This window comes from Streptomyces zhaozhouensis (assembly GCF_900230195.1).
Classification (GTDB): Bacteria; Actinomycetota; Actinomycetes; order Streptomycetales; family Streptomycetaceae; genus Streptomyces; species Streptomyces zhaozhouensis.
The window spans coordinates 69,509-81,791 of record NZ_OCNE01000010.1 but is presented as its reverse complement, the minus strand read 5'-3'; the positions used below and the strand labels follow the sequence as shown (position 1 = coordinate 81,791).

General features: G+C 74.1%; 12 protein-coding genes. 8 read left to right on the top strand and 4 right to left on the bottom strand.

What is annotated here, in order from left to right; translation table 11 throughout:
* Nucleotides 1–145 precede the first annotated feature (145 nt).
* Together CRP51_RS15645 and CRP51_RS15640 are read left to right on the top strand one after the other, a co-directional pair.
* On the top strand, nucleotides 146–505 hold the full coding sequence (locus CRP51_RS15645) for a hypothetical protein (protein WP_097231814.1): 360 nt from the start codon (nucleotides 146–148) through the stop codon (nucleotides 503–505).
* Nucleotides 506–743: 238 nt separating this feature from the next.
* Entirely contained in the window at nucleotides 744–2,333 is a 1,590-nt protein-coding gene (locus CRP51_RS15640) for an MFS transporter (protein WP_097231813.1), read from the top strand.
* Between the two features lie 45 nt (nucleotides 2,334–2,378).
* Here CRP51_RS15640 and CRP51_RS15635 read toward each other — a convergent pair whose 3' ends face one another.
* Nucleotides 2,379–3,161 carry a GNAT family N-acetyltransferase gene (locus CRP51_RS15635; protein WP_097231812.1) on the bottom strand — a complete coding sequence of 261 codons (783 nt, stop codon included), beginning with the start codon at nucleotides 3,159–3,161 and terminating at the stop codon, nucleotides 2,379–2,381.
* Between the two features lie 154 nt (nucleotides 3,162–3,315).
* Here CRP51_RS15635 and CRP51_RS15630 point away from each other — a divergent pair, with 154 nt between their 5' ends.
* Complete coding sequence (locus CRP51_RS15630; RefSeq protein ID WP_097231811.1) at nucleotides 3,316–4,722, top strand: S28 family serine protease; 1,407 nt, start codon at nucleotides 3,316–3,318, stop codon at nucleotides 4,720–4,722.
* A gap of 186 nt (nucleotides 4,723–4,908) precedes the next feature.
* Here the strand turns inward: CRP51_RS15630 and CRP51_RS15625 are convergent, their stop codons facing one another.
* Nucleotides 4,909–5,358, bottom strand: coding sequence for a YybH family protein (locus CRP51_RS15625; protein WP_097231810.1), 450 nt, complete (start codon nucleotides 5,356–5,358; stop codon nucleotides 4,909–4,911).
* Between the two features lie 165 nt (nucleotides 5,359–5,523).
* Here CRP51_RS15625 and CRP51_RS15620 point away from each other — a divergent pair, with 165 nt between their 5' ends.
* On the top strand, nucleotides 5,524–6,294 hold the full coding sequence (locus CRP51_RS15620) for an SDR family NAD(P)-dependent oxidoreductase (protein WP_097231809.1): 771 nt from the start codon (nucleotides 5,524–5,526) through the stop codon (nucleotides 6,292–6,294).
* A gap of 26 nt (nucleotides 6,295–6,320) precedes the next feature.
* Nucleotides 6,321–6,692 (top strand): MerR family transcriptional regulator, encoded by a 372-nt coding sequence (locus CRP51_RS15615; RefSeq protein WP_097231920.1) that lies wholly within the window; start codon nucleotides 6,321–6,323, stop codon nucleotides 6,690–6,692.
* A 189-nt stretch (nucleotides 6,693–6,881) separates the two neighbouring features.
* Here the strand turns inward: CRP51_RS15615 and CRP51_RS15610 are convergent, their stop codons facing one another.
* Both CRP51_RS15610 and CRP51_RS15605 read right to left on the bottom strand, forming a co-directional pair.
* Nucleotides 6,882–7,739 carry an IclR family transcriptional regulator gene (locus CRP51_RS15610; RefSeq protein WP_170970570.1) on the bottom strand — a complete coding sequence of 286 codons (858 nt, stop codon included), beginning with the start codon at nucleotides 7,737–7,739 and terminating at the stop codon, nucleotides 6,882–6,884.
* Nucleotides 7,729–8,970 (bottom strand): flavin-dependent oxidoreductase, encoded by a 1,242-nt coding sequence (locus CRP51_RS15605; protein ID WP_097231807.1) that lies wholly within the window; start codon nucleotides 8,968–8,970, stop codon nucleotides 7,729–7,731. Before CRP51_RS15605 ends, CRP51_RS15610 begins: the two co-directional genes overlap by 11 nt.
* Nucleotides 8,971–9,284: 314 nt before the next feature.
* Here CRP51_RS15605 and CRP51_RS15600 point away from each other — a divergent pair, with 314 nt between their 5' ends.
* From CRP51_RS15600 to CRP51_RS15590, 3 genes are all read left to right on the top strand, one after another.
* Nucleotides 9,285–10,406, top strand: a complete 1,122-nt coding sequence (locus CRP51_RS15600) for a cupin domain-containing protein (protein ID WP_097231806.1) — start codon at nucleotides 9,285–9,287, stop codon at nucleotides 10,404–10,406.
* Nucleotides 10,403–11,245, top strand: coding sequence for a fumarylacetoacetate hydrolase family protein (locus tag CRP51_RS15595; RefSeq protein ID WP_097231805.1), 843 nt, complete (start codon nucleotides 10,403–10,405; stop codon nucleotides 11,243–11,245). The genes CRP51_RS15600 and CRP51_RS15595 overlap by 4 nt, the downstream gene beginning before the upstream one ends.
* A gap of 64 nt (nucleotides 11,246–11,309) precedes the next feature.
* The gene (locus CRP51_RS15590) at nucleotides 11,310–12,092 is read left to right on the top strand and encodes a maleylpyruvate isomerase family mycothiol-dependent enzyme (RefSeq protein WP_245880606.1); all 783 of its coding nucleotides are present in this window, start codon (nucleotides 11,310–11,312) and stop codon (nucleotides 12,090–12,092) included.
* Nucleotides 12,093–12,283: the final 191 nt, after the last annotated feature.

Here is a 12,283-nt window from a genome sequence, read left to right as displayed (position 1 = left end):
GCGAGTAGCACCGCTCGGGACACGTGTCGCGCGCCTCGCGCCCGTTAGGGACGCGTCGCCCCGGGTACCCGAGGACACCCGAGGGCGCGGAGACCGGCGGCGCCGAGACCGCCGGCGCCCGGGAACGCGTGGAAGGAGCGGCGTCATGGCCGACGGACGTGTCTACGGACCCAACGGCGAACGGGAGTTCGGCGAGGTGCAGATCGGCAAGGGGGTCCGGCCGATGGCCCAGCACGGGCAACTGCTCGTCGACACCGACACGTTGACCCTCCGCAACAGCAAGGGCACCCTGATCGACGAGGCGCCCGTGAGCGAGGTCAGCGCCCACCGGGTGCGCTTCACCGGCGGGCGCACGGTCGCCCTGCGGATGAGCGGCGACCGTTACCACGTCTCGCCCGGCTGGGGCGATCGCGGCGATCTGCTGACCCGCCGACCGGAGCGGGTCGCCAAGGCCGCCGACGACTTACTCAACCTCATCGAGACCGGAGGCGGCACCGTGCGCTGACCGCCCCCCGACCGGCCGCCCCTCCCTCCGGGGGCGGCCGGTCCCTTTCGCGCCCCCGCCGACCGGCCGCCCGACGAGGTCGGTGCGGCCCGCCGGCGCCCCCTCACCCCCCTCACCTCCGGGCGCCCGGGAATAACGCACGGCTCCCCCGTCGCTAGACCCGATCTGCCGGTCGCGAGGCCGGTTCTCGCGCCTGAGAGGGTGAGTGTTGAGACCGATGTGAGGGGAGGGCCGTGTGATGACGGTCGAGGAGACCGGGGGAAGAGCCGGGACGCGCGAGTGGGTGGGGCTGGGGGTGCTGGCCCTGCCGACGCTGCTGCTCGCCCTGGACATCAGCGTGCTGCACCTGGCGGCGCCGCATCTGAGCGCGGACCTGGGAACGAGCAGCAGCGAGCTGCTGTGGGTCCTCGACATCTACGGGTTCATGATCGCGGGCTTCCTGGTGACGATGGGCACGCTGGGCGACCGGATCGGCCGCAGAAAGCTGCTGATGATAGGCGCCACCGCGTTCGGCGCGGCGTCGGTGGCGGCGGCCTACGCCTCGTCGCCGCTCATGCTGATCGTGGTGCGGGCGCTGCTGGGCGTGGCCGGGGCGACCCTGATGCCCAGCACACTGGCGTTGATCAGCAACATGTTCAAGGACGTGCGCCAGCGATCGATGGCGATCGGCGTGTGGATCATCTGCTTCTCGGCGGGGGCGGCCGTGGGGCCGGTGCTGGGCGGGGTGATGCTGGAGCACTTCTGGTGGGGCTCCGTCTTCCTGCTGGGGGTTCCGGTGATGGTGGTGCTGTTGATCACCGCGCCGCTGCTGCTGCCCGAGTACCGCGACGACAGCCCGGGGCGTCTGGACCCGGTCAGCGTCGGCCAGTCGCTGGCCGCGATGATCCCGCTGGTCTACGGCATCAAGGAGCTGGCCAAGGAGGGTCTCTCGACACTGCCGCTGGCCTCGCTGGTGTTCGGTGCGCTCATGGGGCTGCTTTTCGTGCGCCGGCAGCGGTCGCTGCCCGCGCCGCTGATGGACATCCGGCTCTTCGCGAACCGCTCGTTCACGGCGGCGCTGACGCTGCTGCTGGTGGCCACGTTCACCTCGGGCGGCGTGCTGCTCTTCTTCATCCAGGGCCTGCAGATGGTGCAGGGGATGTCGACGCTGCGGGCCGGACTGTGGATGCTGCCGATGACGGCGGGCATGATCGTCGGTTCGGTGCTGGCCCCGACGCTGGCCAGGCGGGTGCCGCCGGGGCACGTGGTGGCGGGCGGCTTCGTGCTGGCCGCCGGGGGGTACGCGCTGATGTCGGTGGACGCCGGCTCGCTGGCGTGGTCGGTGGCCGGGCTGCTGATCGGCACCCTCGGGCTCTCGCCCGCGATGGTGCTCGGCACGGACCTGGTACTCGGCTCCGCGCCGCCGGAGCGGGCCGGATCGGCTTCCTCGCTCTCCGAGACCGCCACGGAGCTGGGCATGGCGCTGGGCATCGCGGTGCTCGGCAGTGTGGGAGCCACCGTCTACCGGACCCGGATGGAGGGCGAGAGCCCCGAGCAACTGCCGGACGGGGCGGCCGAGTTCGCCGAGGACAGCCTGCCGGGCGCGGTCGCGGTGGCCGAGGAGCTGCCGGGAGACGCGGGGCAGGGACTGCTCGACACGGCGCGGGACGCGTTCAGTTCCGGTGCCGGTGTCACCACGATGGTCAGCGGGGCCCTGATGCTCGTCTGCGCCTGGCTGGCGCTGCGCGGACTGCGCCATGTGCGGCCGATCGGGTCCGAGAAGGCCCCGGCTGACGCGCCGGCGGACGAACGGCCCGCGGGCGAGGGCACCTTGACGACCGCGAGCTGACGTCCGGCCCGTTCCGGCGTCGGCGGCGGGAGCCGGGACCGGTTCTCAGACGCGTTCGAAGGTGTGGACGCGGCCGACGGTGGTGAAGCCCAACCGCCCGTACCAGAGTCGGGGCCAGTCCTCGGCCTCGGCGATCAGAAAGCGGGTGGCGCAGCCGGCCGCTTCCGCCAACCGCAGGGCCTCGGCCACCACCGCGTGGCCGTGGCCCCGGCCGAGGTGCTCCTCGGCGGTGAGCAGGTCCTCGATCTGGGCGAGACCGGCGGCCGGTTCGAGATAGAGGTCGGCCCAGGCGGCCACCTCGCCGCCCTCCGCCCGGGAGCCGACGAAGTGGACGGTCTCGGCCCCGCGAGGGCGCACGGCCCGGCGCTCGACGAGCTGCCGGACGGCCTCCTCGTCGCCGTCCGGCAGGAAGCCGCGCCATCTGCGGGTCAACGGCGCCCGCAACGCCTCCAGTTCCACCGTCCCGGCGCGCGGCCCCCCGGGCCGTGGCGCGGGTACGGGCCCCCGGTGGACCATCAGCAGCTCGGCGGTGTGCGCGTAGCCGGCGGCGGTCAACGGCCCGCGGGCCGCCTCACCGGCGCCCTCGTCGAGCACGGTGACGAGGCGGTGGGGGAGCCCCGCCAGCACGCGGTCGGCGAGCGCGGGCAGCGCGGCGGGGTCGGGCAGGGGCCGTTCGACGAGAAGCTGGTTGTCCGCGCGCGAGTGCGGCAACGCGTCGTTCGCCACGACGAAGCCGCAGGGCAACTCCGCGACGCGGGGCGCCTGACGGCGGGCGAAGGCGGCGAGAAAGGCCCGCGGGTCCCGGGGGGCGACTGCTGGTGTGGTCACACCTCCCGAGCGTAGCCGCCCCCGGGGGCGCCGTGAGCGACCGCCGCCCGGTCCTCCCCCGTCCCGCACACTTCGCGTCCACCCTCAATTAATTTGCTATAGCTATGATTTGATGAGGGCACAGAAAGCCCTTGGGGCGACGAGGAGATGATGCATGAGAAAGACCACGGGGTGGCTGGCCTCGGTGGCCGTGCTGGCCGGGACAGCCACTGTGGGGGGAGCGGCGACGGGCGTCGCTCAGGCCCAGGAGCAGGACATCGCGGAGCGCATCGCCGCGATTCCCGGGATGACCCTGATCGAGGAGAAGCCCGCGGAGAACGGCGACAGGTTTCTGCTGCTGAGCTTCGAACAGCCGGTGGACCACCGCAGGCCCGGCCTTGGCAGTTTCGAACAGCGAATATCCGTGCTGCACACGGGCGAGGACCGGCCCACGGTGTTCCACACCAACGGCTACTGGCTCAACCCCGACCCGGCCTACAGCGAGCCGACGCAACTGCTCGACGCCAACGAGGTCGGCCTCGAACACCGCTTCTTCGGCGAGTCGGTCCCCGAGGGTGACGCCTGGGACGCGCTGGACATCTACCAGGCCGCCAGCGACCAGCACCGCGTCCACGAGGCGCTGTCGGAGATCTACGACCGGAACTGGATCTCCCACGGCCGCAGCAAGGGCGGGATGACGGCCGCGTACTACCGTTACCACTACCCGGACGACATGGACGGAACGGTCGCCTATGTCGCGGCCAGCAACACCGACCGCGAGGACACCGGGCCCTACGACGAGGCGCTGGCCACCGTCGGCACCGCCGAGTGCCGCTCCGCCCTGGAGGCCGTGGAGCGCGAGGTCCTGCTGCGGCGCGAGGAGATGGTGCCGCTGCACGAGGAGTGGGCCGAGGAGGTGGGGGCCACCTTCACCAACGTCGGCGGCGTGGAGCAGTCCTTCGAGGTCGGGCCGTTGAACCTGCGGTGGACGTTCTGGCAGTACTACGGCTCGGAGGCGGACTGCGCCGCCGTGCCGGAGCCGACCGCGTCCACCCAGGAGCTGTACGACTACATCGACGGGATGGTGGGCTGGGGCGCCGACCACGAGTTGGCCGCCATGGTGCCGTACTACTACCAGGCCGCCACCCAGCTGGGGAACCCGCTGTACTCCACCGAGCACCTCGACGACCTGCTGGAGTATCCGGAGCTGAAGTACTCCGCGGCCTTCGTGCCGCCGGAGGTCGAGCTGCCCGCGTTCGACGACCGGGCGATGACCTGGGTCGACGGCTGGGTGACGCACTCGGGCACCGAGCTGCTCTTCGTCAACGGCGAGGCCGACCCGTGGGCCGCCAAGCCGTTCCGCGCGGACTCCGCGGAGCGGCAGGCGCACAGCCTGGTGGCCCCCGGGGCCAACCACGGCGCGAACATCAGCCTGCTCTCCGACGAGGACCGCGCCCTCGCGGTCGAGTCGGTGCGCGCCTGGGCCGGCCTCCCGGCGGAGGCACGTTCCCTGGCGGCGGGCGTCGGCGCCTACGACCCGGCCCTGGACCACCCGGAGCCGCACGAGCTGCCGCGCCCGTGAGGCGCGGGGCGCCGTGAACCCCACGGCGCCCCGCCCGCACCCCCGCGGCGGGGGCGACCTCGCGGCGGGGGCGACCTCGCGGCGGCGGGGCCCGGCCGGTCGGCCGGGCCCCGCCGTGGGACGCGGGCGCGGCGGCCGCCGACTCCGGGCCGGACGGCCGCCGGCTGCTCGCGGGCCCGGACGCCCTCAGCCGAGGATCGGCGTGGTCTGCGCCGCGCTGATCAGCCAGTCCCCGGCCGTACCCGCCCCCTCCTGCCGGACGAGCACATAGGTCAGCCGGCCCGAGCTCGCCGGCAGGGGGGTCGCCCCCTCGCCGTCGCCCTCGGCGGAACGGCCGTCGTGGACGTGCTTGACCGAGGCGACGACCGCCACGTCGGGGCGGATCAGCCGGATCGACTCGACCTCGACGGTGGTGGTCACCTCGGCCAGCGACGAGGCCAGTGCCTGGCGCATCGCCGCCTCCAGGGCCTCCCGGCCGACGACCCGTCGGCCGCCGAAGTTGACCACGGTGGCGTCGGCCGTGTGCAGCGGCGGGAGACGTGCGACGTCGCTCTGGTACGCGGAGGCGTCCGCGACCAGCCGCCGGATGGCGGCCTCGTCCTCGGGCGTGGGGACGTCGGTGTACTCGGTGCTCATGACGGTGCTCCTCCGAAGATCCCGCGGCGGGTGCTCCCACCGCCCACCAGCGAACAACCTCATGTGCTGTTGAGGTCAACTCCGCCGCCCCGCCCCGGACCTGCCTGCCTGCCGGCCGGCCGGCGCTTGACCTTGACGCTGGCGGCAGGGTTGGACGATCGCCGCATGAACAACGACACACCGTCCCGCGTCAGGACCGTCCTCGTCACCGGCGCCGGCACCGGCATCGGACGGGCCACCGCCCGCGCGTTCGCCGCCGAGGGAGCCCGGGTGGTCGCGGTCGGCCGGCGTCCCGGGCCCCTTGAGGAGACCGCCGCCGGGCACGACCGGATCACGCCGCTGCCCGCCGACCTCAGCGCCGAGGGCGCCCCCGAGCGGATCGTCCGCGCCGTCTCCGAGCGGCACGGACGCTGCGACGTACTGGTCAACAACGCCGCCGTCGTGCGCGGCGGCGCCCTCGGCGCGTTGACGACAGAGGCGGTCACCGACCAGCTCGCCACCAACCTGATCGCCCCCGCCCTGCTGACCCAGGCGGCGCTGCCGCTGCTGTGCGCGGCGCAGGGCGGGCCAGGCGGGGTGGTCGTCAACGTCAGCACGTCCGTGGGACAGCGGGCCTGGCCGGGCAACGGGATCTACGCGGCCACCAAGGCCGCCCTGGAGGTCCTGACCCGGAGCTGGGCCGTCGAGCTGGCGCCCCGGGGAGTGCGGGTGGTGGCGGTCGCCCCCGGCGCGGTCGACACCCCGATCGGCGAGCACCAGGGTCTGACGCCCGAGCGGCGGGCCGCCGTGCGCGAGTGGCAACTGGCGGCCACCCCGCTGGGCCGGATCGGCCGCCCGGAGGAGGTGGCCTGGGCGGTCACCCGGCTCGCCGCGCCCGGCGCCTCGTTCGTCACCGGAGTGGTCTTCCCCGTCGACGGAGGGGCGGTCGTGGCGTGATACGAGTAGCCCCGGAGGTGGTCGGGGTGCGGATCGGTGAGCTGGCCGGGGCGACGGGCACGAGCGCGCGGGCGCTGCGCCACTACGAGCGGGCCGGGCTCCTCTCGTCCGAGCGGGCTCCCAACGGCTACCGCGTCTACGCGGCGGGTGCCGTGCTCCGGGTGCGCAACATCCGTCTGCTGCTGGACGCCGGCCTCACGCTGGAGGACGTGCGGACGTTCCTCCCGTGCCTGGACGGCGACATGGCCACCGCGCCGCCCTCGGAGGCGGGGCTGCGCGTCGCCCGGGAACGACTGGCCGTGCTCGACGCCCGGATCGCCGCCCAGACCGAGGTGCGCGACCGGCTGGCGGCGGCGCTCCGCGCGACCACCGACGGGCACGGCCCCGAGACCGGCTGACCAGGCGTGCCGACCAGTGGCAGTGACCAGTGGCACCGACCAGCGCGTCCCGACCAGTGGAACCTGACGGGCAGTGACCAGCGGTAGTAACCAGTGGCACCGACCAGTGGAACCTGACCAGGGACAGCAACCAGCGCGACCTGACCACGAGAACCCGACCAGCCGGACTCCGCCGCGCCGGGCGCCCGTTCACCCCGTGGTGGCTCCCGGCAGCAGATGCCCGCCGATGGTGGCGGCGGCGCGGTGCATCCGTTGGGCGACGAGCGGGATGCGGGCCGGGAGCAGCCGCTCGGCCGGGGCGGCGAGCGCGAGGGCGCCCACGGGGTGGCGGGCCTGGTCGCGGATGACCACGCCGACCGCGGCCACGTCGTCGGCGCTCTCCCCGTGGTTGGTGGCGTGGCCGGCCTGGGCGACCGTGGTCAGGTGGCGCTGGATCTCCTCCAGGCTGGCCAGCGTGCGGTCGGTGAGGGTCTGCACGCCGCGCGGGTAGAGGTCGGTGACCCGCTCCGGGGGCAGCGCGGCCAGGATCGACTTGCCGGCGGCGGTCGCGTGCGCCGGCAGCACCATGCCGACGCGCAGCCCGACCCGCAGCGGCTGGGTGGACTCGACGCCGTCCACGAAACGCGCGCCGTTGCCCTCCAGCACCACCAGGTGCACGGTTTCGCCCGTCTCGTCGGCCAGCGCCCGCAGCGGCGGCCCCGCGACCTGGCGCAGGTCGAGGCGGGAGAGCGCCCGCAGCCCCGCGTCGGCGAGCGCGGGGCCCGGCAGGTAGACGTGGCTGTCGCCGCGCTGGGTGGCGAAGCCGCGGAAGCAGAGCGTGGACAGCAGCCGGTGCGCGGTGGAGCGGGCGACGCCCAGGAGCTCGGCCGCCTCGTAGACGCGCAGCTCGCCTCGTTCGTCCAGCGCGTGGATCAGGCGCAGCGCGTTGTCCACCGAGCCCAGGCTGTAGGGCGGGGGCGTGGTGGACCAGTTGGCGCCCGCGCTCCGGCCGGCCGGGGCCCGGCCCGCGGTCCGGCGTGCGGGCGCCCCCGAGGGGTCATCCCCCACGGTTGACGAGATCCTTGTCATAAGCGGCGACTCTCTTGTAGTGGTCGGAGATCGCGGCCATCTCCTCGTGGCTGATGACGTCCTCGATCCGTTCGAACGGGCGGTCCCCCGTGCGGTCGTGGACCTCCTTGAGGATGGTGTCCGGCGGATGGACCCGGTTGGTCATGACCACCCGGGTGGTGGCCGGGCGGCGCTCCTCCTCGTAGGCGGCCAGGGCGCGGCGCGGGTCGCCCGGGTGGCCGGCCAGGGCGAGCCGCAGCGCGTGCGCGTCGAGGATCGCCTGCCCCGCGCCGTTGGACCCGCGCGGCACCATGGGGTGGGCGGCGTCGCCGAGCAGCGTGACCCCGCCGAACGTCCAGCGCGGCAGCGGGTCCTGGTCGACCATGGGGTACTCCAGCACGGACTCCGCCCCCCGGATCAGCGCGGGCACGTCCAACCAGTCGAAGTGCCAGTCGGCGAAGACGTCCAGAAAGTCCTCCAGCCGGCCGGCGCGGGTCCAGTCGCGGGTGGCATCGCGGGGACGTTCCACCTCGGCCACCCAGTTGACCAGTTGGTCACCCGCCGGGTTGATCTCTTCGCGCACTGGATAGATCACCATCTTTCCCGTGGCCAACCAGCCGGCGCGGACCATGCTGGCACCGCTGAGGAACGGCCGCCACGGGGTGACCCCGCGCCACATCGTGACGCCCGAGTACCGGGGCTCGCCCTCCTCCGGGTAGAGCTGGGCGCGGACGGCGGAGTGGATGCCGTCGCAGGCGATCACCACGGTCGCGCTCTCGGTCGTGCGCCGCCCCGTGGCGGCGTCCTCGACGGTGACGGTGACCCGCTCGCCGTCGTCGTCGAACGCGACGACGCGGCGGCCGAGTCGGACCGCGTCGGGGCCGAGCCGCTCCTCGACCGCGGCGAGCAGGCCGAGCTGCGCGTCGCCCCGGTGCAGCGAGAGCTGCGGGTGGTCGTAGCCGGCGCGGCGGCCGAGCGGCTCGCGGTAGCAGAGCTGGCCGAAGCGGTTGAAGAAGACGGACTCCGCCGTCTCCACGCCAAAGGCGGCGAGCCGCTCGGCGACCCCGAGCCGCTCCAGGACCCGGACGGCGTGCGGCAGCAGGTTCACCCCGGCGCCGATCGGCGCGAGCCGGGGCACGGCCTCCAGCACCCGGCAGGGCACACCGGCCTGGTGCAGCTCCAGGGCGAGGGTGAGACCACCGATCCCCGCGCCGACGACGAGAACATTCATGTGCCGTGCCTTTCCTCCGGCCGCCGCCGCCCGGCGGCCCAGACGGCCGGCGGACGCTGATGAGCGGGGCCCGCTCACGGCCTCGCACCCTAGGAACCCCGGTGGGTGGCCCGGGTTCCTCCACCCGGTCGATTCTGCTATGCGGGACGAGCGGCCGGCAAGGGATCGGCAGACCGCGTCGGGTGGCCGCGCTCCGACGCGGCGCAGCGTTCGCCATGACAGAATCGTCGACGGGCGACCGTCCCCGTCTTCCGCCGCGCTCCTACCGTGGCGCCCCGAGCGCCGTGGCGGCGGCGCGAGAGAGGGAAGGGCACATGACCGTGGAGGAACAGCCCACCGACCACGCGTCGGTAGACAACGCGATGAGCGGCGAGGACTCGCCCGAACTGCGGCGGCTCTACGACGACTTCGAGTCGGAGCACCTGATCCCGCTGTGGACGCAGCTCGGCGACCTGATGCCGATGACCCCGGCGCCCCGGGCCAGGCCGCACGTGTGGCGGTGGTCCAGGCTGCACCCGCTGGCCGAGCGCGCCGGCGACCTGGTCCCCGTGGGCCGGGGCGGGGAGCGGCGGGCCATCGCGCTGGCCAACCCGGGACTCGCCGGCCACGCCTACGCCGCCCCGACGCTGTGGGCGGCGATCCAGTACCTGGGTCCGAGGGAGACGGCGCCCGAGCACCGGCACGCGCAGAACGCGTTCCGGTTCGTCGTCGAGGGCGAGGGCGTGTGGACGGTGGTGGACGGCGACCCGGTGCGGATGAGCCGGGGCGACTTCCTGCTCACGCCCGGCTGGCGCTTCCACGGCCACCACAACGAGACCGACCGGCCGATGGCCTGGCTCGACGGCCTGGACATCCCGTTCGCGCACCAGACCGACGTGGGGTTCTTCGAGTTCGGCTCGGACCGGGTGACCGACTACTCCACCCCCCGCTTCTCGCGCGGCGAACGCCTCTGGTCCCACCCGGGGCTGCGTCCGCTGACGGGGCTGGCCGACACCGTCTCCTCCCCCCTCGCCGCCTACCGCTGGGAGCACACCGACCGGGCCCTCACCGAGCAGTTGCTGCTGGAGGAGGAGGGCCAGCCGGCCACCGTGGAGCAGGGGCACGCGGCGGTCCGCTACGTCAACCCGACCACCGGCGGCGACGTGATGCCGACCATCAGGGCCGAGTTCCACCGGCTGCGCGCCGGCGCCAGGACGGCCACCCGCAGGGAGGTCGGCGCGAGCGTCTTCCAGGTGTTCGAGGGACGGGGGCGCGTCGCGCTGGACGGTGTCGAGCACACCGTCGAGAAGGGCGACCTGTTCGTGGTGCCCTCCTGGGTGCCCTGGTGGGTCGGGGCCGAGGGCGGTCGGCCACTGGACCTGTTCCGTTTCTCCGACGCGCCGGTGATGGAACGGCTTGGCTTCGCGCGCACGCATATCGAGGGAGAAGACCGATGAGGCTGGCGACCATTCGACTGCCCGAGGGCGGCACCAGGGCCGTGCGGGTGACGGGCGAGACCGTCACCGAGCTGGAGTACGAGGACGTCGGCGCGCTGCTGGCGGCCGGCGGGCTGGAGCGGGCAGCGACCGCCGAAGGGCGTCAACGGCCGCGCGCCGAAGTGGAGTTGGCGCCGGTGGTGCCCCGGCCGGGGAAGATCCTGTGCGTCGGGCTGAACTACCGCACCCACATTCTGGAGATGGGCCGCGAACTGCCGGGAGCTCCCACGGTGTTCACCAAGTATCCGGAGGCCCTGGTCGGCCCCGAGGACCCGGTCCTGCTGCCGCCGGAATCGCAACAGGTCGACTGGGAAGGCGAGTTGGCCGTGATCGTGGGCGCCACGGTGCGGCGCGCCGACCCGGCGACGGCCGAGGCGGCGATCGCCGGCTACGCGGTGCTCAACGACGTGACGATGCGGGACTGGCAGTACCGGACGCTCCAGTGGCTGCCGGGCAAGTCCTTCGAGGCGAGCACGCCGTTCGGGCCCGAGCTGGTCACCCCGGACGAGTTCTCCCCGGGCCCCGAGCTGGTGACGGCGGTGGACGGCGAGGAGGTGCAGCGGGCGGCGACCGACGATCTGGTCTTCGGTCCGGCCGAGTTGATCGCTCATCTGTCCACCGTGCTGACCCTGCGTCCCGGCGACGTGATCGCCACGGGCACCCCGGGCGGGGTGGGGCACGCCAGGAAGCCGGCGCGCTATCTGACGCCGGGTCAGACGCTCACCACCACGGTCGAGGGCCTGGGCACGCTGCGCAACCCGACCGTCGCCGAGGCCCCGACGGCGACCGGCGCGGCATGAACGGGCGTGCGGCGCGCGAGGCCGGCCGGCACGAGCGGGCTCGCGGCGGGAACGGGGGGCCGACGTGAGTACGGACGGGCTGGCCGGGGCCAGGGAGGAGCTGCGGCGGCGGCAGGGCGCCGGACTGCGTGAGGACGCGCCGGGCGCGCCGGCCGCCGAGCTGGCGCTGGCGCGGCTCGGCACCGCGTTCTTCGCCCGCCGGCTGGCGCTGCTGGACGACGCGGAACTGGCCGGGCCGAGCCTGCTGCCGGGCTGGAGCAGGGCGGCGCTGGTGGCCCATGTGGGCTACAACGCGCGGGCGTTGACGCGGCTGGTCGCCTGGGCCGAGACCGGCGTGGAGACCCCGATGTACGCCTCGCCCGAGCAGCGGGCGCGGGAGATCGAGCGGGGCGCGAGCCAGCCCCCGCGGGCGCTGCGCGCGCTCTTCGCGCACAGCGAGGTCCATCTCAACGTGGCCTGGCGCGACCTGCCCTCGGCCGCCTGGGACGCCGAGGTGGTCACCGCCCAGGGGCGCACGGTCCCCGCGCGCGAGACCGCGTGGATGCGGACCAGGGAGGTGTGGGTGCACGCCGTGGACCTGGCGAACGGCGCGGGCTTCGGCGACCTGCCGCCCGCGCTGCTGGACCGGTTGGCGGCCGACGTGGTGGCGGGCTGGCGGCGGCGGGGCGAGGCGGTCTCGCTGACCCTGCGCCCCGAGGACCGCGACGCGCCGCTGGTACTCGGCGACGGCTCGGGCCCCGAGGTCGCCGGCGCCCAGGCCGATCTGGTGCGTTGGCTCACCGGCAGGGGCGCGCGTCGCCTCACGCACGCCGGTGAGGCACCACCGGCGCTCCCCCGCTGGCTCTGACCCGCCCCACCCCGCGCCGGCGCGCACCTCCCCCACCGGAGGACAACGCGCGCCGGCGCGCACTCATGCGCGCCTCCACATCGAGGCGACAACTCCCCCACACAACCGTCATACTTCTCGGCGATCCCCTGAGAAATGGATCACAGCCGACAACCTCTTGACGAGAGAGGGCCACACCACCACCATCTGTA

Coding starts and splice junctions, on each gene's coding strand:
- CRP51_RS15605 (WP_097231807.1), bottom strand. CDS start 8,970: ATGAATGTTCTCGTCGTCGGCGCGGGGATCGGTGGTCTCACCCTCGCC.
- CRP51_RS15640 (WP_097231813.1), top strand. CDS start 744: ATGACGGTCGAGGAGACCGGGGGAAGAGCCGGGACGCGCGAGTGGGTG.
- CRP51_RS15595 (WP_097231805.1), top strand. CDS start 10,403: ATGAGGCTGGCGACCATTCGACTGCCCGAGGGCGGCACCAGGGCCGTG.
- CRP51_RS15600 (WP_097231806.1), top strand. CDS start 9,285: ATGACCGTGGAGGAACAGCCCACCGACCACGCGTCGGTAGACAACGCG.
- CRP51_RS15645 (WP_097231814.1), top strand. CDS start 146: ATGGCCGACGGACGTGTCTACGGACCCAACGGCGAACGGGAGTTCGGC.
- CRP51_RS15625 (WP_097231810.1), bottom strand. CDS start 5,358: ATGAGCACCGAGTACACCGACGTCCCCACGCCCGAGGACGAGGCCGCC.
- CRP51_RS15620 (WP_097231809.1), top strand. CDS start 5,524: ATGAACAACGACACACCGTCCCGCGTCAGGACCGTCCTCGTCACCGGC.
- CRP51_RS15630 (WP_097231811.1), top strand. CDS start 3,316: ATGAGAAAGACCACGGGGTGGCTGGCCTCGGTGGCCGTGCTGGCCGGG.